Here is an 18,961-nt window from a genome sequence, read left to right as displayed (position 1 = left end):
ACATTGTAGTTTTGGTATGCAAAAATAAGAATAAAAAAATCCGTCTGGTATAATTTAACCAAACGGATTTTTAATTTATGTCAAATAAAATTACACCTTCATGATTTCAGCTTCTTTCGCAGCCAATAATTCATCGATTTTTTTGATGTAAGTATTCGTTAAATTTTGAACTTCTTCTTCAGCAGATTTGCAAACGTCTTCTGAAGTTCCTTCTTTTTCTAATTTTTTAATGTCAGTATTAGCATCTTTACGTACGTTACGAACACCAATTTTTGCATCTTCGGCTTCTCCTTTAGCTTGTTTCGCCAATTCTCTACGACGATCTTCTGTCAAAGGTGGAACACTAATAATGATCATGTCTCCGTTATTCATTGGGTTAAAACCAATATTGGCAATCATAATCGCTTTTTCAATAACATGAAGCATATTTTTTTCGAACGGTTGCAAAGTAATTGTTCTTGCATCCGGAACGCTAATTTTAGATACTTGCGAAAGTGGTGTTGCAGATCCGTAATAATCTACAAAAACACTTCCTAACATCGCAGGAGAAGCTTTTCCTGCACGAATGTTTAGGAATTCTTTTTCTAAATGCGCAATCGAACCATTCATTGATTCTTCAGTACTTTCTAATATAAAATCTATTTCTTCGCTCATTTTTTTCTCGATTTTTAGATGATTGGATTTTTAGATCAATAAAAATGAAATCGCCTAAATTTACTTACTAATATAATTTTATTTTTTTAATTGCTTTAAAGATTATCAGGATTTTATAAAAATCTAAAAATCTAAGAAGCCTAAATATTAACTACAGTTCCGATGTTTTCACCTTCACAGATTTTCAATAAGTTTCCAATTTTGTTCATATCAAAAACAACGATTGGTAATTTATTTTCCTGGCTTAATGTGAAAGCTGTGGTATCCATAACATTTAATCCTTTTTTAAGAACATCGTCAAACGAAATGAAATCAAATTTCACTGCCGAAGCATTTTTCTCAGGATCGCAATCGTAAACACCATCAACACGAGTTCCTTTCAGGATAACATCAGCATTGATTTCGATTCCTCTTAAAACAGCAGCAGTATCAGTTGTGAAATATGGATTTCCGGTTCCGGCTCCAAAAATTACGATTCTTCCTTTTTCAAGGTGACGGTCAGCTCTTCTTTTAATGTATGGTTCTGCAATAGATTCCATTTTCAAAGCTGTTTGCAAGCGCGTTTTCATTCCTTTGTCTTCAAGTGCACCTTGTAAAGCCATTCCGTTAATTACGGTTGCAAGCATTCCCATATAATCGCCTTGTACTCTGTCCATACCGGCACTTGCACCAGCAACGCCTCTAAAAATATTTCCTCCTCCAATAACAATAGCAATTTCTACTCCTTTACTGTGAATCTGCTTAATTTCTTCAGCATATTCGGCTAATCTTTTAGGGTCAATTCCGTATTGTAAATCACCCATTAAGGCTTCGCCGCTAAGTTTTAGAAGAATTCTTTTATATTTCATGTTTGTGTTGCGTTAATTTGTGCAAATATAGACATATTCTGATTTTTAAAAATAATGTTTACAAAAAATTAATTGCTCTTTTATATTTAAATTCCGAAAGACTTTTATGTTTTATTTTGATTGATCTGACAAAAGTCATTTGGTTGTCTTTTTAAATTGCTTAAATTTATAAAACCAAAACGAAAGAACCATGAAAAGTATTGTAGCTAAAGCATTATTCAACAGTCATTCCTATCCCGAATATCGAAAATTAGTAACAGATTTATTATCAGAAGGAAAATCAACAGGCGATGAGCAATCTGAAAGTTTGACGCATTATACGAGTTTAAACGAAGCCCGTATGAATCGATTGGAAAAAACAATTAAAATTTCTGAAGAAACAATTGAGAAACTGCAAAACTTAGACAATCATTTTATCTGGCTAGTAATCTCTGAAGGATGGTGTGGCGATGCGGCACAGATACTTCCAATATTAAATAAGATGGCTTTAGCATCTGATAAAAAAGTGGACCTTAAAATTGTGTTACGAGATCAAAATGATGAGTTAATGAGTAATTATCTAACAAATGGCGGAAGAGCAATTCCAAAGGTTATTGTAATTTGTAAAGAAGCCGGTATTGTTCGTGCAGATTGGGGACCAAGACCCAAAGGCGCTACAGAATTAATGGCCAATTATAAAAGAGACTTTGGTGTAATTGATGAAAAAATCAAAACCGATTTACAATTATGGTATTTGGCTGATAAAGGAATTTCTGTTCAGGAAGAATTAGTTCAAATTATGGAAAATATAAAATACAACAGATTGTAAGTTCTTATATTAAATAATCGTTGAAACTCCTTGTTTTTAGGGTAATTTGTTGAAAACAAGAATTTTAGTAATAAATAATTCGTTAAAATATTTTTTGAGATTAAAATATTTTGTACCTTGTTGTCATAATCCCACTTCTATTATTATCTTTTGATTTACTCTTTTTATTGGTGTCTATTTAATGTTTAACAATTAAAAAACACTATCATGAGAAAGTTATTCGACAGGTTTTACGATTTTATTTCGGGTTTATTGTTTGGCGGGAAAAATATACCTCACTATTAATCCTAAAAAAACAAGTACGGAAAACAAAATTATTTTAGAAGCTGGCACATTACTATTGCCTCATTTTGTAATGTGCTATTTTGTTATTATTCCAATTTAAGACTTTCCTCAAACAAAGTAATATCAATCGCATTTTTTACATCGTAATCACCAATTTTGGTTCGGCGTAAAACAGTTAAATGCGAACCGGAATTCATGGCTTTTCCAAAATCAAAAGCTAATGAACGAATGTATGTTCCTTTGCTGCAAACTACTCTGAAATCAATTTCCGGCAATGCAATTCTGGTAATTTCAAATTCGTGAATCGTTGTTTTTCTGCTGGCAATTTCTACCGTTTCTCCAGCGCGCGCGTGTTCGTATAAGCGAACGCCATCTTTTTTAATAGCCGAAAAAATTGGCGGCTTCTGGTCGATTTCACCTAAAAACTGTTTTACAGTTTCATGAATTAAAGATTCATCAATATGAGAAGTTGGAAAAGTCTGATCAATTTCAGTCTCTAAATCATATGATGGAGTAGTAGCTCCAATGTAAAAAGTTCCCGTATATTCTTTGGCCTGACCCTGAAGTTCAGAAATTCTTTTGGTAAATTTTCCTGTACAAATCAATAATAATCCAGACGCTAAAGGATCTAAAGTTCCTGCATGTCCAATTTTAAACTTTTTCGGAAGCCCAACTTTATTGATTAAAAGGTATTTTAATTTATTGACAGCTTGAAACGAACTCCATTTTAAAGGTTTGTCTATCAGTAAAACTTGTCCGTCTAAATATTCTTCAGTTGTCATTATAGTATGGTAAGCGGGTGAATGAAAAAGTGGATAATCAATAAAATGATTCCGGCAATGATTCGGTAATAACCAAAAACTTTAAAACCGTTTTTAGTCAAAAATCCAATGAAGGTTTTAATAGCTAAAAGCGCTACAATAAAAGCTACAACGTTTCCTATAACTAATAGGTTAATCTGGTCATGAGATAATTCAAATCCTGCTTTATAATAATCGTAACATTTTTTTACGGTTGCACCCAACATCGTTGGAACAGCTAAAAAGAAGGAGAATTCAGCGGCAGTTGTTCTTGATAATTTTTGAGACATTCCACCCACGATACTTGCTCCACTTCTTGAAACTCCCGGAATCATAGCAATACACTGAAATAATCCGATTTTGAAAGCTTGTAAATACGTAATTTCCTGAGAAGTTTCTGCCGTATTCGGATTGTTGAACCATTCGTCAACTTTCAATAAAATCAAACCTCCTATTAAAAGTGAAATAGCAACTGTAACCGGATTTTCTAATAAACCATCGATAAAATCACTCAATAATAATCCTAAAACTACGGCCGGAATAAAAGCAACCAAAAGTTTAAAGTAAAAATCAAGTGTTTGAAAGAAACGTTTGAAATATAAAACAACAACTGAAAGTATAGCGCCGAGCTGAATAACAATCGTAAAAAGTTTTGTAAAATCTTCGTGTGCAATCCCGAAAAAAGAAGAGGCAATAATCATATGACCCGTTGAAGAAACAGGTAAAAATTCTGTAATTCCTTCAATAATGGCAAGAACGATAGCTTGTAATGTATTCATGGAGAATTTTAGATTTTAGACTTTAGATTTTAGATTGTTGTCCTACGTTCAGAATGACAATCAAAATCCAGAAAATCTATTATTTTGATTTTTTGAAGATAGAATAAATCGTGATTCCAAAACCGATTAAAACAGTTGTTGGAGCTAAACGAATACGTCTGAAGCTAAAAACATCTTCATTAAAAACATTCGGATTATCACTTCCTCCACCAGACATTAAGATGAATCCAAGCGCGATAACGCCAATTCCAATCAATAAGATTTTGTAATTGATACCGTCAAAAAGGAATTCTTGTTTTTGAGGGTGTTGTTCTTCTTTATTGCTAATATTTTTCATTGTTATTTTTTGTCAGCCTGAGCGAAGTCGAAGGCATTTTTAAATCTAATATCTAAAGTCTACAATCTAAAATTAATAAAGATCGTCTGTTCTTAAATTCAGGAAACGTTGTGTTGCAAAATGCGTACTTACCCAGGTAATTAAAACTCCTAACCCGAAAACGGCTAATAATACCAATGCGATTAAGACTTTGTCTTCTAAAATGCCTAATCCCGGGAAATTGGTTTCGACATAAAGCAATAATGCAATTAGAGCTATAATTGCCAATCCAGCGCCTAACATTCCTAATTTTACGCTGCGCATTACAAAAGGTTTACGAATAAACGACTTTGTTGCGCCAACCATTTGCATGGTTTTAATGATAAAACGGTTAGAGTGAATCGATAAACGTAATGAGCTGTTAATTAATAAAACGGCGATTATTGCGAGAAAAGCACTGATAATCAAAATCCACATACTTACCTTTTTGATGTTATCGTTTACCAGATTTACCAATTGTTTATCGTAAACAATATCTTCAATCATCGTATTTTGACGCAAGCTGCTTTCAATTTTAGAAATACTGTCTCTCTCAACATAATCAGCTTTTAGGTGAATGTCGTAGGAATTCAATAATGGGTTTTCGCCCAAAAAGGTTAAGAAATCTTCTCCGATAATATCAGTATGCTCTTTTGCTGCTTTTTCTTTAGAAACGTAAGCATAAGATTTTGCGAAAGGCGCTCTTTTCAATTCGGTATTGAATGCTTTGATAACACTATCATTAGCTTCGTTTTTAAAGAAAACTGTCATGGCGATTTTTTCTTTAAAATCATTAGCCAGTTTTTTAGAATTGATAATGAATAATCCCAGTACTCCTAAAAGGAATAAAACCAAGAAAACACTTAATACAACCGAAAAATAAGAGGAAATTAACCTGCGCTTTTGAAATTTATCAAAGTTGGAACTCATAGTATGCTTAAATTATGTGGTAAAAATAATAAAGTATTTCTTTATTTAAAGTTAATAACGATCAAAGTTTTAACTTTTGTACCATAAATATACGATTAGATATTGAATAAAAAGTTGATTTAACTGCAAAGTGCGCGAAGTTTTACGCAAAGTTTTCAAGGCTGCATCTATTTAATCACGCAAAGTCGCGAAGTCGCAAAGAATATAAAAACTTTGCGACTTCACGACTTTGCGTGAGATAAGTTAGCTTCATTAGTGTGATTATTAGAAACTTAAAATCTTAAAGAAATCTATTTTACTCTGTAAACTTCAATGCTTTTAAGCCAATAAACATGTCGTGGTCCGGTTTTGATATCATTTTTGCAAATCAGAACCATTTCGCCATTTTTAACCGATTTTCCATTTTCTTCAAAAAGTATAAAAGTGTTTTCTCCTGTTGGATTATTGAAAATTTCTGCCCATGAAAAAGTAGCTTTATAATCGTCAGAGGCTCTGGCAACGATATAAAAATTGCGGTCTTTATGATCTTTTTGTTTGATTCTGGCCTTCTCTAAAATATCTTTTAATAAAATACCTTTTGAAATTTTATCGTCTTTTTTGACATCGCCATTTTGACCAATTATTTTGAAATTAGAGATTGTTGCAATCTTCATCTTTCTTAAAGAATCAACATTTAACCGAAGCGGAAATTCAACTTCGCCTTTTATTTCAATTTCATGATTGACTAATTTTAAACTATCAGCGGGACTTAATTTTTTGTGTTCACTTTCTTTTTCTGTTGTCACAACTTTTTCAATCGCAGTTTTGTCTTCTTTTTTAGAAGAATTACACATTGTGCAGGAAAATGTAATTAAGAGAATGAGAATATAATTTTGTGTTTTCATTTTATGATAATTTTAGATTTTTGTTTCCCAAACTAAAGATAAATAATATAGGCCGCCAATTGACGGGCCTCCAAGAATTGAATTATAGGTTTTATTTAAAACATTAGTTGCTCCTAATTTAGCTGAAATTCCTTTTTTGAAATTGTAATTTGCCTGCGCATCCATTGACCAATAAGCCGGAACTGTTCCGCTCACTAAAAAAGAAACATAATCAAAATTGTTTTGATAACGCGCCGTTACGCTTGCGCCAAGATTTTTCCAGATATTATTGGCTATTAAAGTTCCGTTAATATTAAATTCTGGTGTATTGAAACCATCTTCCAAACCATCTTTATCGTCTGTTCGGTCAAGTTTGGTGTATGTTAGATTTGTCAAAGCTGAAAAAGTTTGATTAAATCGATATTTTAAACCTAAACTTCCTCCGTAATTGTAAATTTTACTTTTGGAATTTGTCCATAAACGGTAACGATTTTGTGTGTTTTTAGAATATAAAGCAGTCGGAATTAAATTAGGATCGTTTGTATTCGGAATACTGGCTTCAACTTGTGCAATGAAATTTTTATATGAGTTGTAGTAAAAATCGGCATCAATAAAAAGATTGTTGTTTAAAGCCATTCCTCTAAAACCAAACTCAAAAGACTTTACAAATTCAGGTTCTAAATAAGTATACGGATTTTTCTGAATGATATTTTTATTCTTTTCAATGGCCTGCGCCTGTGTTAAACCATTTGTATTAACATCAGTATTTACCTGCGCCTGAAATTTATCTATTGAAGCTTTGGTAAATGAATTTTCGAAAATCCCGTCTGACATGATTCGCAAACCGCCAACACGTTTTACGCCACCTGAATTAACATTCGAAAACCCTTCAAAAATACTCGGAAAACGATATCCGGTTTGATACGAAGTTCTAAAACTGATCGTTTCCTTTGGAGAATAAACTGCTGTAAATTGAGGTGTGAATTTAGCATCAAAATAATCGGCTTTATCAACTCTTAAAGTCGCGCCTAAAGTTAATTTCTCCTGAAATAAATTTTTAGTTAATTGTGTAAAACCACCTGTTTTTTGATAGGTTAAATTTTTAGAATCACTTTTTGGATTAATAAAATAGTTTCCGTCAGGAACAATTATGTAATTTCTATAATCGAATCCGCTTAATAATTTGGCTTCTATTTTTTCGAAGAAAGAAGCAAAAGCTTTGTCCCAATTAATCAAACCTTCACCATGAACTAAAGTCAATTTTACGCGAAGTGCCGCACCAATATCCCAATTATTGATGTCGATTAATTCGTTTTTCTTGTTTTCATAAGCTTCGGTTCCAGGTTGAAAACGACCTTGATCAGATGAAGTTCTTGCTATTCTGTGCGCATCAGCAACCGACGCGCCACCAGTAATAGCATTTTTATAAGCTGTTGAATAGTCTGCAAACCATTTATCGTCAGATTTAAAAGCGCGATCCATGTTTTCGGCCAATGAACGCATGTTGTAAGAATCTCCGGTGTTTTCAGTTGTCGCATACGCTTTTACCTGAAAAATAGGCGTGTGGTAATCAACGGCAAATTGATTTAAAGTATAATTGTCTAATCGAAATCTATTCGAACGCTGATAAATTGTGTTGATTAATGCAGTTTTATAAGTTGCTGATAATTCATGTCCTTGTTTCGGGCGGAAATAAAAACCAACATCAGCTTTATAATTTTTGATTTCATAATCAGAAATATCAGTTTCACGATATCCTGTTCTGGCAACAACGTAATTTTTTCCATTCAAATTCAATGTCTTTCGGTTCGCCGATTCATTTCCGTAACCGTTAACTTCATCATAAGCCGGATTATCCGCACCAAATAAATTGGTAGAAGCATTGGCAAGTGGTGCCAAATCCGTTCGGTCATCAGCAACCCAATCTGTTCCGCCAGTTGATGAAGCATTTATTTTGAAAGCAAATTTTTCACTGAATGCTTTGGCAAATCTCAGATTAAATTGTGAATATACTTTCGGTGAAAACCGATCAATATTACCAACATGATTTACGCCGGTTAATTGCTGAATGCTGATGCCTTGATATTCAAATGGATTTTTAGTTTGAATATTTGCCAACCCATTTATAGCGTTCATTCCATATAAAGCCGCTGCAGTTCCCGGAATAATTTCGATTTTATCAATGTCAAGATCATTTGCGCCGAGTGCATTTGCAATTGGTGCGCCCAAATGTGGTGCCTGATTATCAATTCCGTCCACTAATTGCGCAAATCTAACGTTGGTTGAATTGGCAAAACCTCGGGTATTAATCACTTTAAAACCTAAACTTGGCGTAATAATCTGAACACCTTTTACATTTTCAAGCGCTTCATAAATAGTTGGCGATCCCATTTTTTTGGCTTCCGCCGATTTTAATTGCTCCATACTTATAGGAGAACGCATGATGTTTTCAGAGCGTCTGGAAGCCGTAATAACAACTTCACTTAGCTCTTCTTTTTTAATGCTGTCTTGAACTGTTTTTGATTTTTCTGTTTGAGAAAAGCTTTTCAAACTTATAAAAAGGAAAATCAGATATAATTTTTGGTTCATATTCTTGGTTTAGTTTTCAGTATGTTTTAAAATGAATACTGATGGTTAAAAAAAATGGTTTTGGTTATTCTGTTTTTTTAAAATGAAAAAATGTGTTTTAAAATTTTAGATTTTGAGTTTCTTTTAAAGCAAATTCTTTAATACGTTTTTCGATTTCGTAAAAAACGCTAATCGCTTTTTCTCCCGCTTCGGTTAGTTTTGCACCGCCGCCGCCTTTTCCTCCAAGCAGTTTTTCTACTAAAGGACTTTCCGCACGCTGATTCATTTCTTCTACCAATTGCCAGGCTTGACGATAAGCCATTTTCATTTCTTTGGCAGCATTGGTTATAGAGCCTGTTTTTTGAATATTTTCAAGCAGCCAAATTTTTCCAATTCCAAGAAAGGCTCCTTCAGTTTCTTCAATCCAAACCCGAACTTCAATTTTGTATTTTTTGCTGTCAGCCATTTTGATTTTTTTAACGCTATTCAAAAATAGGCATTATTATTCTTTATTTTAAGCTGGACTGAAGTCCAGCCCTACAATATGGGTCGTTCTTCCGGAACTTTATTGCTTTGCAATTGTTTTAGCAAAAAATGATATTATCCTAAATATATCAAAATACAAAATTACGTATTTTTACTTAATTAAAAATACGTATTTTGTTATTTTATTTGTTTGTCAACGAAATAGCTTTGGTACAAACGACAATAAATGTAAATTTGCGCCAATAATTAATTTAGTGAAAAGCCTTAGAACCTTAGTAACTTAGAATCTTAGTAACTTAGAATGAAATACAATCCAAACGAAATCGAAGAAAAATGGCAAAAATATTGGGCTGAAAACCAAACTTTTGCTGCAAGTAATAATTCTGAAAAACCAAAGCATTATGTGTTAGACATGTTTCCTTATCCATCAGGAGCAGGATTACACGTTGGGCATCCGCTGGGGTATATTGCTTCAGATGTTTATTCTCGTTTCAAAAGACATCAGGGTTTCAATGTTTTGCACCCAATGGGATATGACAGTTTTGGATTGCCTGCAGAGCAATATGCGATTCAGACAGGACAGCGTCCTGAAGATACAACGCGCGTAAATATTGACGGTGGGGTTGATAAAGAAGGAAAACAAATTGCCGGATACAGAAAACAATTAGATAAAATCGGGTTTTCATTTGATTGGAGCCGTGAAGTTCGTACTTCAAATCCGGATTATTACAAACATACACAATGGATTTTTATCCAATTATTCAATTCCTGGTATTGCAGAAAAGAAGGAAAAGCTTTTGATATTACTGAACTTGTAAAAGTTTTTGAAGCAGAAGGAAATAAATTGGTAGAAGCCGTTTGCGACGATAATGTTGTGATTTTTAACGCAGCAGAATGGAATTCTTATTCTGATGATCAAAAAGAAAAAATCCTTTTACAATACAGAATGACGTATTTGGCAGAAACAGAAGTAAACTGGTGTCCTGGTTTAGGAACTGTTTTGGCAAATGATGAAATCGTAAACGGAGTTTCGGAACGTGGAGGCTTTCCTGTTATAAGAAAAAAAATGACACAATGGAGTATGCGAATTTCTGCTTATGCCGAACGCTTACTTCAAGGTCTAAATGATATTGATTGGAGTGAGTCAATCAAAGAATCTCAAAGAAACTGGATTGGAAAATCTGTTGGTGCAATGGTTTCTTTCAACGTTAAAAATCATAATGAAGTAATTGATGTATTTACAACCCGTCCTGACACTATTTTTGGGGTAACTTTTATGACTTTGGCACCGGAACATGATTTGGTGGCTAAAATTGTAACGGCAGATCAAAAAAATGCTGTTGAAGCCTATATCGAAAAAACGGCAAAACGTTCTGAGCGTGAGCGTATGGCCGATGTAAAAACCATTTCGGGAGTATTTACCGGAGCTTATGCGGAACATCCTTTTACGAAAGAACCAATTCCGGTTTGGATTGGCGATTATGTTTTGGCAGGTTACGGAACGGGCGCGGTAATGGCGGTTCCTTGCGGCGACGAAAGAGATTACGCTTTTACTAATTTCTTTAAAGGAACTGAAGGAATGCCGGAAATCAAAAATATTTTCGCAAATGTTGATATTTCTGAAGCCGCGTATGGATCAAAAGATAACGTTGAAATCGCAAATTCTGATTTCTTAAACGGATTAAATTATAAAGAAGCAACTCAGGTAGCCATTACGGCTTTAGAGAAAATAGGACAAGGAAGCGGAAAAACAAATTACCGTTTGCGTGATGCTGTTTTTTCTCGTCAGCGCTATTGGGGAGAACCTTTCCCGGTATATTATGTGAATGGTTTGCCAAAGATGATTGACGCACAACATTTGCCAATCATTTTGCCTGAAGTAGAAAAATATTTACCAACTGAAGATGGTTTGCCTCCATTAGGGAACGCAACAATCTGGGCGTGGGATACTAAAAATAATGAAGTTGTCAATACTGATTTAGTTGATAATTTCGAAATATTTCCTCTTGAATTGAACACTATGCCAGGTTGGGCAGGAAGTTCTTGGTATTGGATGCGTTATATGGATGCACACAATGAAAATGAATTTGCAAGCAAAGAAGCTTTGGCTTATTGGGAAAGCGTTGATTTGTACATTGGAGGAAGCGAACACGCAACCGGACACTTATTGTATTCTCGTTTCTGGAATAAATTCTTAAAAGACAAAGGTTTTGCTCCAACAGAAGAACCATTCAAAAAACTGATTAATCAGGGAATGATTTTGGGGACTAGTGCTTTTGTTTATAGAATTAAATTATCAAATTTTGTAGAGAGCGTTGCGAATCAAATTTTAGGAAGAGAATTTAGTTCGGCCGAAATTGATAAAATTGAGAATTTCATTAAAAAGTATGATAATAAAATATACGTTTCTAAGCCATATTTAGAAAATCCTATGTGGCCAAATGCTAATTTTGGACAAGGTGAATTAATGATAACTTCCCATTTCCCAAAGTTGGAGATAGCATTAAATAAAAAATTCCCAGAAATGCATGGTTTGTTTGATGGAATTTCTGATCTAATAATAAAAACTCATGTTGATGTTAATTTTGTAAATTCTTCTGATGAATTAGATGTTGAAAAGTTCAAAGCCTGGAGAGAAGATTATGCTGATGCAGAATTCATCACAGATGATAACGGAAAATATATTGTAGGCCGTGAAGTAGAAAAAATGTCGAAATCGAAATATAACGTAGTAACTCCAGATGATATTTGTGCGGAATATGGTGCTGATACATTGCGTTTGTACGAAATGTTTTTAGGTCCGCTAGAGCAAGCAAAACCTTGGAATACGGCTGGAATTTCTGGAGTTTTTGGCTTCTTGAAGAAACTTTGGCGTTTGTATATGGATGAGAATAATGGCTTAATCGTAAACAACGACGAACCAACAAAAGACAATCTAAAATCATTACATAAAACCATCAAAAAAGTAGCAGAAGATATCGAGAGTTTTTCTTTCAATACTTCGGTTTCTCAGTTTATGATTTGTGTAAATGAATTGTCATCTCAAAATTGTCATTCAAGAGCAATCTTAGAACCATTAGCAATTTTGGTTTCTCCTTATGCACCACATATTGCAGAAGAATTATGGGCACAATTAGGTCATACAACTTCAATTGCAACTGTTGATTTTCCTGTTTTTGATGCGAAACATTTGGTTGAAAGCAGTAAAGAATATCCAGTTTCCTTCAACGGAAAAATGCGTTTCACAATCGAATTGCCTTTGGATTTAACCGCAGCGCAAATCGAAGAAATCATTATGAAAGACGAAAGAACATTACGTCAATTAGATGGAAGAACGCCAAATAAAGTGATTATTGTTCCTGGAAAAATAATTAACCTTGTGGGGTAATTATTTTAAATTTCAATATAAAAATTCCAAATTCCAGTTTTACGATTGGGGTTTAGGATTTTTTTTGCGCTTATTTTTCCGCCACGAATTCACGAATTTTTTCTGATTAATTCGTGAATTCGTGGCGGAAAAAACTTTGCTGTCTTTGGGGATAAAAAAAATGCCAAAATGTCATTTTGTTAAAATGGTTCATAAATTGCGATTGGTTTTGTAACTTTAAATTTCAATCAAAAAATAAATGTAATTATGGGAAGTGGATATTTAATCATTGCTGGAGCCATTATGCTTTTCAGTTGGCTGGTAAGTTCTAAGTTGAAAAGTAAGTTCGAATTATATTCGAAACTACAATTAAGAAACGGAATGAGTGGTGCCGAAATCGCAGAGAAAATGCTAGCTGATAATGGAATCACAGACGTTCGTGTAATCTCAACTCCAGGTCAATTAACAGATCACTATAATCCGTCAGATAAAACAGTTAACTTAAGTGAAGCAGTTTATAATCATCGTAATGCAGCCGCGGCAGCAGTTGCAGCGCACGAATGTGGTCACGCTGTACAACATTCGATCGGTTACGAATGGCTGACAATGCGTTCTAAGTTAGTGCCGATTGTTAGTGTAGCATCTAATTACGTACAATGGATTTTGTTGGCTGGAATCTTAATGATCAGAACTTTTCCGCAATTATTGTTAATCGGAATAATCATTTTTGCAGCAACAACATTATTTACAATCATTACTTTGCCAGTAGAATACGATGCGAGTAACAGAGCGTTGGCGTGGTTGGAGAATAAACACATGCTGACACAAGAAGAACAAGCGGGAGCAAAAGACGCCTTAAAATGGGCTGCAAGAACTTATGTGGTTGCGGCGATAGGTTCTATTGCAACGTTACTGTATTATATTTCGATTTATTCAGGAAACAGGAGGAATTAATGTGGCAATTAGATAATTAGTCAATTAGATAATTTATAGCAAACCCGACAGGTTTTTAAAACCTTTCGGGTTTTTTATTTTAGCTTAATTGTTGAAGTTTAATATAATAAATAATAAAATCCATATTCCGGATATGATGTAAATTGAATTTAGATATTCTTTGTCTTTAGATCTGTAATATTTAAAGAAAAGTATCAAGGTGTAAATTATACTTACTGGAATTGAAAGTATAAATAAAAGAAAACCTGGGCCAGGAGTGCATACACCACTCGGACTTGTTTTTTCAAGTATAAAAGCAGTTGTAAAGTATAGTATAAAAAAAAGTAATGTCTTAAGTTCAGGTCTAATACTTATCATGAAGTTTTTAAAATTTTCTAATTGACTAATTTTCTAATTGGCACATTATAATTGAATCTGTCTGTCAATCTGCTGATCCAGTGAAATAAAAGTTTCCGTTCTCGAAACACCTTCAATAGCCTGAATTTTAGTATTCAATAGCTGCATTAAATGTTCGTTGTCGCGACAAATAATTTTAATTAAAACTGACCAGTTTCCTGTTGTATAATGACATTCTAAAACTTCTGGAATTTTTTTTAAGTCTTTTACGGCTTCAGAATTTCTTGAAGCTTTGTCTAAGTAAACTCCAATAAACGCCATAGTATTATAGCCTAAAACTTTTGGATTTACAGTGAATTTCGATCCGGAAATTACACCCGATTGCTCTAGTTTTTTCAAACGCTGATGAATAGCAGCTCCGGAAATGCCTATTTTATTAGCAATTTGTAAAATAGGTTTTCGGGCATCGTCCATTAAATAACGAAGAATTTCTTTATCGATACCGTCAATTTCAATTATAAGGGAGTTGATTTTCATGAGTTGTAATTTGAAACTAATTTAGTTGTTTAGGTTTTAGTTAGAAATCAAATTTACTAATAAAACATTAAAATATTCTAAAAAATGAAGATTTGAATTGTTGTTCTTTGTGTTGATTTTTTTTACCATTAAGACATTAAGAAATTTAAGCTATGTCTTAATTAATCTTTAAAGAAAACATTAATCTACTCTCTTCATTTTCATAATGTCTTAATGGTAAAATTTAGGCACAAAAAAAGCTGCAAATTTTGCAGCTTTTTTTTATGTTTAATTTTAGGGAAATTATTTTCCTTTATTTGCTTCACTAATGTATTTCTCTAAAGCCATTGTCATAGAAGGTGTTTCAGGTGTTGGAGCAAGAATGTCAATTCTTAAACCATGATCCAAAGCTTCTTTTTGAGTTGTGCTTCCAAAAACAGCGATTCTGGTGTTATTTTGTTGAAAATCCGGGAAATTTTTAAACAATGATTTAATTCCGGTTGGACTAAAAAATGCTAAAACGTCATAATAAACATCAGCCAAATCAGATAAGTCACTCATTACCGTTTTGTAAAAAATAGCTTGTGCCCAATCTACTTTTAAATTGTTTAAAGTAACAGGTGCATCTGCATTCAATTGATCAGAAGCGGGTAACAAGAATTTTTCATCCTTGTATTTTTTAATAAGAGGGGATAAGTCCGCAAAATCTTTTGCTCCTACGTAAATTTTACGCTTTCTGTATACTACATACTTTTGCAGATAAAATGCAACAGCTTCAGATTGACAAAAATATTTCAATCCTTCAGGAACTTTGTAACGCATTTCATCAGCCACTCTAAAAAAATGATCTACAGCATTTCGACTTGTTAAAATGATCGCAGTGTAATGATTAAGATCGATTTTTTGCAATCGAATCTCTTTTGCGCTAACCCCTTCCACATGAATAAATGGTCTGAAATCAATTTTTATTTTGTGTTTTTGTTGGAGCTCAAAGTAAGGAGAATTCTCCACTTTAGGTTCAGGCTGTGACACCAAAATTGTTTTCACTTTCATATTATAAACATTTTCTAAGCACTCCCTTTTGTAATCCAATAATAAAGAAAATAATAAGGGGCTATTTCAAGTGCGCAAAGATATAAAATAAAATAAAATAACTTACTGAAAATTGCGTTTTGATACGTTTTAATCGAAATAAAATACGAGTAGAGGCTTAGACACAGCGAAACGCCTATTATTGCTAGTGGAATAATCTTGGGAATATTATCATAATAGAACAAAACCGCATTAATTGGGAGAATCAAAACGCCAATATAGGTTCTATATGTTACTTTTTGTAAGTTAAAAAGGTCTGCAAAATCATCAATATTGAAGGAAGTCCCTACAATTTTCTCGATTAAATACTTCGCAAGAATAAAATAAAGTAAACAGGTCGCGATCTGAATGAATAAAATCCAGTCGGTTTTTGATGCGTATCCAAAAATATGCATCGTAAGCTGAATGAAAAAAGCAAATGAAATAACCTGAACGAAAAACAAACCTATTGTAAAACTGCTTTTCAAATGGTTATTATCACGATAAATTTTTGCATATTTATCTGAGAAAATAAGCTTACTAAATTCACTAAATCTGGTTTCATAAGCTGATTTTGTCATTGCAACAACGGCAAAGGTCACCACAAATAAAAGTGTTGCCCAATCTTTGTTTTCTAGAATTCTGGGAGTAAGTTGTTCAATCATAACGACACAAAATTAGTAATTTTTTGTCTCAATACTTTTATTATATATTTATTATGAATCAAATGCTATAAAAAGTTTACTTTTGCGGTGAAATTACCGAGAAAAATGAATGATTGTATTGTCATAATTCCCACTTACAACGAAATCGAAAATATTGAAAGTATAGTTAGAGCTGTTCTTTCGCAACATAAACCTTTTCATCTTCTAATTATTGATGATAATTCACCAGATTTCACTGCAAATAAAGTGATTGCATTACAGGAAGAATATCCTGGAAGATTGTTTTTAGAAAAAAGGGCTAAAAAATCAGGTTTAGGAACAGCTTATGTTCATGGTTTCAAATGGGCTTTGGAACGCAATTATGATTTCATTTTTGAAATGGATGCCGATTTTTCCCACAACCCCAATGACCTTGAAAAATTGTATGACGCCTGTCATTTTGGAGGCGCATCACTAGCTGTTGGATCTCGTTATGTAACGGGTGTAAATGTGGTTAACTGGCCATTAAGCCGTGTTTTGATGTCTTATTTTGCTTCGGTTTATGTAAAATTCATTACCGGAATGAAAATTCATGATGCAACTGCAGGTTTTGTTTGTTATAAAAGAGAAGTTTTAGAGAAGATAAATCTGAACAAAATTAAATTTGTTGGATATGCTTTTCAAATTGAAATGAAATATCGAACATATTGTGGTAAATTTGAAATAACAGAAGTTCCGATTATTTTTACGGATCGAACTAAAGGAGTTTCAAAAATGAGCAATGCGATTATAAAAGAAGCTATACTTGGAGTAATCTCTCTTCGATTAAAAAAATTATTCAATACATTATAAAGCCAGGGCGATGAACAGGATTTTAATCAAGAATGCCAAAATTGTAAACGAAGGATCAATTTTTGAAGGTGATGTTTTGATCGAAAACGACTTAATCGTTGAAATTTCAGACAGCATCAGCCTAAAAACATCCGATTGTAAAGTAATAGATGCCGAAGGAAGTTATTTAATTCCGGGAGCAATTGATGATCAGGTACACTTTAGAGAACCAGGATTAACACACAAAGGAGATATAGAATCAGAATCAAGAGCGGCAGTTGCAGGAGGAATCACTTCTTTCATAGAACAACCCAATACGGTTCCGAATGCTGTAACTCAGGAAATTCTTGAAGATAAATATGTGATTGCTGCTGAAAAATCATTTGCGAATTATTCGTTTATGATGGGCGCAACCAATGATAATTTGGAAGAAGTTTTAAAAACGAATCCAAAAAATGTGGCTGGAATTAAAATCTTTTTAGGTTCTTCAACCGGAAATATGTTGGTTGATAAAGAAGAGACTTTAGAAAAAATCTTTTCAAGTACGCCAATGTTAATTGCAGTTCATTGTGAAGATGAAACTACAATCCAAAATAATCTTGCTGAATACAAAGAACAATATGGTGATGATATTCCGGTAACGGCACATCATTTAATTCGTAGCGCGGAAGCGTGTTATATTTCATCTTCAAAAGCTGTTGCTTTGGCGAAAAAAACAGGAGCAAGACTTCATATTTTTCACCTTTCAACTGCGAAAGAAATGGAATTGTTTACGAATAAAATTCCATTAGAAGATAAAAAAATTACGGCTGAGGTTTGTGTGCATCATCTTTGGTTTACCGATGAAGATTACAAAACAAAAGGGAATTTTATAAAATGGAATCCTGCAGTAAAAACAGCTGAAGATCGTGCTGAACTTTGGAAAGCTTTGAATGATGGTCGTATTGATGTTATTGCAACAGATCACGCACCTCATACAAAAGAAGAAAAAATGCAGTCGTATTTAAAAGCGCCTTCAGGAGGACCGTTAGTTCAACATGCTGTTGTGGCTATGTTTGAAGCGCATCATCAGGGGAAAATTACTGTAGAAAAAATCGTGGAGAAAATGTGCCATAATCCGGCTAAGATTTTCAAAATCGAAAAAAGAGGTTTTATTAAAGAAGGTTATTATGCCGATTTGGTAATTGTAAATCCAAGTTTACCATGGAGTGTTAAACCAGAAAATATTTTATATAAATGTGGTTGGTCGCCATTTGAAAATTTTACTTTTAAATCCAGAATCACGCATACTTTTGTAAACGGTGAAATGGTTTACAATAATTTTAAAGTAAAAGACATTCGTGCCGGAAAAAGATTATTGTTTGACAGATAAAAAGTTTAAATGAAGAATTTTGTATTTATAATATTGGTTTTATTTCTTTCTGTAAGTTGTAAAAAAGAATTGGTCAAAGAGCCAAAAAAACTTATTGAGAAAGGAAAGATGATTGATATTATGTATGATTTGTCTCTTTTGGAGGCAATCAAATATCAAAATCCATTGTCTTTGGATTCTGTTAATTCTGATCCAAAGAATTTTATTCTTAAAAAATATAAAGTAGATAGTCTTCAGTTTGCTCAAAGCAATATTTATTATGCCGCCGATTACAATACATACAAAGAAATGTATGATGAAATTGGTAAGCGATTAGCTGTGAACCAACGTGCAGTCGATTCAATTGTTAAAATTGAAGACAAGAAAGCTGCAAAAGCTGCAAAGGCTGCTGCTAAAAAGAATAAGGTGAAAGTGAATCTAAAAGATTCTATAAAGAAACCTTCAAAACCTATAAATATTGATTCAATAAGAAGAACAAGACAATTAAGATAGTT

The 18,961-nt window shown here is 33.2% G+C and carries 18 protein-coding genes; 6 read left to right on the top strand and 12 right to left on the bottom strand.

Annotated elements, in window-relative coordinates:
* Positions 1 to 90 precede the first annotated feature (90 nt).
* On the bottom strand, positions 91 to 654 hold the full coding sequence (frr, locus tag AC1RRN_RS15160) for a ribosome recycling factor (protein ID WP_492968098.1): 564 nt from the start codon (positions 652 to 654) through the stop codon (positions 91 to 93).
* A 140-nt stretch (positions 655 to 794) separates the two neighbouring features.
* The gene (gene pyrH, locus AC1RRN_RS15155; protein ID WP_026983543.1) at positions 795 to 1,502 is read right to left on the bottom strand and encodes a UMP kinase; all 708 of its coding nucleotides are present in this window, start codon (positions 1,500 to 1,502) and stop codon (positions 795 to 797) included.
* Between the two features lie 190 nt (positions 1,503 to 1,692).
* Between pyrH and AC1RRN_RS15150 the strand changes: the two genes are divergently transcribed.
* Positions 1,693 to 2,310 carry a thioredoxin family protein gene (locus tag AC1RRN_RS15150; protein WP_492968097.1) on the top strand — a complete coding sequence of 206 codons (618 nt, stop codon included), beginning with the start codon at positions 1,693 to 1,695 and terminating at the stop codon, positions 2,308 to 2,310.
* Between the two features lie 371 nt (positions 2,311 to 2,681).
* Here the strand turns inward: AC1RRN_RS15150 and truB are convergent, their stop codons facing one another.
* The 7 genes from truB to AC1RRN_RS15115 all read right to left on the bottom strand — a co-directional run bounded on the left by truB (position 2,682) and on the right by AC1RRN_RS15115 (position 9,356).
* Positions 2,682 to 3,377 carry a tRNA pseudouridine(55) synthase TruB gene (gene truB, locus AC1RRN_RS15145; protein WP_492968096.1) on the bottom strand — a complete coding sequence of 232 codons (696 nt, stop codon included), beginning with the start codon at positions 3,375 to 3,377 and terminating at the stop codon, positions 2,682 to 2,684.
* Entirely contained in the window at positions 3,377 to 4,174 is a 798-nt protein-coding gene (locus AC1RRN_RS15140) for an undecaprenyl-diphosphate phosphatase (protein ID WP_492968095.1), read from the bottom strand. Before AC1RRN_RS15140 ends, truB begins: the two co-directional genes overlap by 1 nt.
* 79 nt (positions 4,175 to 4,253) lie before the next feature.
* Positions 4,254 to 4,511 (bottom strand): DUF3098 domain-containing protein, encoded by a 258-nt coding sequence (locus AC1RRN_RS15135; protein WP_492968094.1) that lies wholly within the window; start codon positions 4,509 to 4,511, stop codon positions 4,254 to 4,256.
* A 72-nt stretch (positions 4,512 to 4,583) separates the two neighbouring features.
* Complete coding sequence (locus AC1RRN_RS15130) at positions 4,584 to 5,459, bottom strand: cell division protein FtsX (RefSeq protein ID WP_492968093.1); 876 nt, start codon at positions 5,457 to 5,459, stop codon at positions 4,584 to 4,586.
* Positions 5,460 to 5,749: 290 nt separating this feature from the next.
* Positions 5,750 to 6,343 carry a molybdopterin-binding protein gene (locus AC1RRN_RS15125; RefSeq protein WP_492968092.1) on the bottom strand — a complete coding sequence of 198 codons (594 nt, stop codon included), beginning with the start codon at positions 6,341 to 6,343 and terminating at the stop codon, positions 5,750 to 5,752.
* A gap of 12 nt (positions 6,344 to 6,355) precedes the next feature.
* The gene (locus AC1RRN_RS15120) at positions 6,356 to 8,911 is read right to left on the bottom strand and encodes a TonB-dependent receptor (RefSeq protein WP_492968091.1); all 2,556 of its coding nucleotides are present in this window, start codon (positions 8,909 to 8,911) and stop codon (positions 6,356 to 6,358) included.
* A gap of 97 nt (positions 8,912 to 9,008) precedes the next feature.
* Complete coding sequence (locus AC1RRN_RS15115) at positions 9,009 to 9,356, bottom strand: winged helix-turn-helix domain-containing protein (protein ID WP_492968090.1); 348 nt, start codon at positions 9,354 to 9,356, stop codon at positions 9,009 to 9,011.
* Positions 9,357 to 9,677: 321 nt separating this feature from the next.
* Here AC1RRN_RS15115 and AC1RRN_RS15110 point away from each other — a divergent pair, with 321 nt between their 5' ends.
* Positions 9,678 to 12,764 carry a leucine--tRNA ligase gene (locus AC1RRN_RS15110; RefSeq protein ID WP_492968089.1) on the top strand — a complete coding sequence of 1,029 codons (3,087 nt, stop codon included), beginning with the start codon at positions 9,678 to 9,680 and terminating at the stop codon, positions 12,762 to 12,764.
* Positions 12,765 to 13,010: 246 nt separating this feature from the next.
* Positions 13,011 to 13,697 carry a zinc metallopeptidase gene (locus AC1RRN_RS15105; RefSeq protein WP_089353218.1) on the top strand — a complete coding sequence of 229 codons (687 nt, stop codon included), beginning with the start codon at positions 13,011 to 13,013 and terminating at the stop codon, positions 13,695 to 13,697.
* Between the two features lie 402 nt (positions 13,698 to 14,099).
* Here AC1RRN_RS15105 and AC1RRN_RS15100 read toward each other — a convergent pair whose 3' ends face one another.
* From AC1RRN_RS15100 to AC1RRN_RS15090, 3 genes are all read right to left on the bottom strand, one after another.
* Positions 14,100 to 14,570, bottom strand: coding sequence for an Lrp/AsnC family transcriptional regulator (locus AC1RRN_RS15100; protein ID WP_041518480.1), 471 nt, complete (start codon positions 14,568 to 14,570; stop codon positions 14,100 to 14,102).
* Between the two features lie 282 nt (positions 14,571 to 14,852).
* Complete coding sequence (locus AC1RRN_RS15095) at positions 14,853 to 15,602, bottom strand: uroporphyrinogen-III synthase (protein ID WP_492968088.1); 750 nt, start codon at positions 15,600 to 15,602, stop codon at positions 14,853 to 14,855.
* Positions 15,603 to 15,616: 14 nt separating this feature from the next.
* Entirely contained in the window at positions 15,617 to 16,285 is a 669-nt protein-coding gene (locus AC1RRN_RS15090) for a DUF4271 domain-containing protein (protein ID WP_492968087.1), read from the bottom strand.
* A gap of 105 nt (positions 16,286 to 16,390) precedes the next feature.
* On the opposite strand from AC1RRN_RS15090, the gene AC1RRN_RS15085 reads away from it, so the two are divergent.
* The 3 genes from AC1RRN_RS15085 to AC1RRN_RS15075 are packed head-to-tail and all read left to right on the top strand — an operon-like array spanning position 16,391 to position 18,959.
* Complete coding sequence (locus tag AC1RRN_RS15085) at positions 16,391 to 17,116, top strand: polyprenol monophosphomannose synthase (RefSeq protein WP_492968086.1); 726 nt, start codon at positions 16,391 to 16,393, stop codon at positions 17,114 to 17,116.
* Between the two features lie 10 nt (positions 17,117 to 17,126).
* The gene (locus AC1RRN_RS15080) at positions 17,127 to 18,467 is read left to right on the top strand and encodes a dihydroorotase (RefSeq protein WP_492968085.1); all 1,341 of its coding nucleotides are present in this window, start codon (positions 17,127 to 17,129) and stop codon (positions 18,465 to 18,467) included.
* 9 nt (positions 18,468 to 18,476) lie between these two features.
* Positions 18,477 to 18,959, top strand: coding sequence for a DUF4296 domain-containing protein (locus AC1RRN_RS15075; protein WP_492968084.1), 483 nt, complete (start codon positions 18,477 to 18,479; stop codon positions 18,957 to 18,959).
* Positions 18,960 to 18,961: the final 2 nt, after the last annotated feature.

This window comes from Flavobacterium sp. GW821-FHT11G01, from assembly GCF_058808175.1.
This window is presented reverse-complemented; position numbering and strand designations above follow the sequence as displayed.

Excerpts from the sequence above, each read along its gene's own strand:
- frr (WP_492968098.1), bottom strand. The coding sequence starts at position 654 with ATGAGCGAAGAAATAGATTTTATATTAGAAAGTACTGAAGAATCAATG.
- AC1RRN_RS15095 (WP_492968088.1), bottom strand. The coding sequence starts at position 15,602 with ATGAAAGTGAAAACAATTTTGGTGTCACAGCCTGAACCTAAAGTGGAG.
- AC1RRN_RS15125 (WP_492968092.1), bottom strand. The coding sequence starts at position 6,343 with ATGAAAACACAAAATTATATTCTCATTCTCTTAATTACATTTTCCTGC.
- AC1RRN_RS15085 (WP_492968086.1), top strand. The coding sequence starts at position 16,391 with ATGAATGATTGTATTGTCATAATTCCCACTTACAACGAAATCGAAAAT.
- AC1RRN_RS15100 (WP_041518480.1), bottom strand. The coding sequence starts at position 14,570 with ATGAAAATCAACTCCCTTATAATTGAAATTGACGGTATCGATAAAGAA.
- AC1RRN_RS15120 (WP_492968091.1), bottom strand. The coding sequence starts at position 8,911 with ATGAACCAAAAATTATATCTGATTTTCCTTTTTATAAGTTTGAAAAGC.
- AC1RRN_RS15080 (WP_492968085.1), top strand. The coding sequence starts at position 17,127 with ATGAACAGGATTTTAATCAAGAATGCCAAAATTGTAAACGAAGGATCA.
- AC1RRN_RS15110 (WP_492968089.1), top strand. The coding sequence starts at position 9,678 with ATGAAATACAATCCAAACGAAATCGAAGAAAAATGGCAAAAATATTGG.
- AC1RRN_RS15130 (WP_492968093.1), bottom strand. The coding sequence starts at position 5,459 with ATGAGTTCCAACTTTGATAAATTTCAAAAGCGCAGGTTAATTTCCTCT.
- AC1RRN_RS15115 (WP_492968090.1), bottom strand. The coding sequence starts at position 9,356 with ATGGCTGACAGCAAAAAATACAAAATTGAAGTTCGGGTTTGGATTGAA.
- AC1RRN_RS15135 (WP_492968094.1), bottom strand. The coding sequence starts at position 4,511 with ATGAAAAATATTAGCAATAAAGAAGAACAACACCCTCAAAAACAAGAA.
- AC1RRN_RS15140 (WP_492968095.1), bottom strand. The coding sequence starts at position 4,174 with ATGAATACATTACAAGCTATCGTTCTTGCCATTATTGAAGGAATTACA.
- AC1RRN_RS15150 (WP_492968097.1), top strand. The coding sequence starts at position 1,693 with ATGAAAAGTATTGTAGCTAAAGCATTATTCAACAGTCATTCCTATCCC.
- AC1RRN_RS15090 (WP_492968087.1), bottom strand. The coding sequence starts at position 16,285 with ATGATTGAACAACTTACTCCCAGAATTCTAGAAAACAAAGATTGGGCA.
- AC1RRN_RS15075 (WP_492968084.1), top strand. The coding sequence starts at position 18,477 with ATGAAGAATTTTGTATTTATAATATTGGTTTTATTTCTTTCTGTAAGT.
- truB (WP_492968096.1), bottom strand. The coding sequence starts at position 3,377 with ATGACAACTGAAGAATATTTAGACGGACAAGTTTTACTGATAGACAAA.
- AC1RRN_RS15105 (WP_089353218.1), top strand. The coding sequence starts at position 13,011 with ATGGGAAGTGGATATTTAATCATTGCTGGAGCCATTATGCTTTTCAGT.
- pyrH (WP_026983543.1), bottom strand. The coding sequence starts at position 1,502 with ATGAAATATAAAAGAATTCTTCTAAAACTTAGCGGCGAAGCCTTAATG.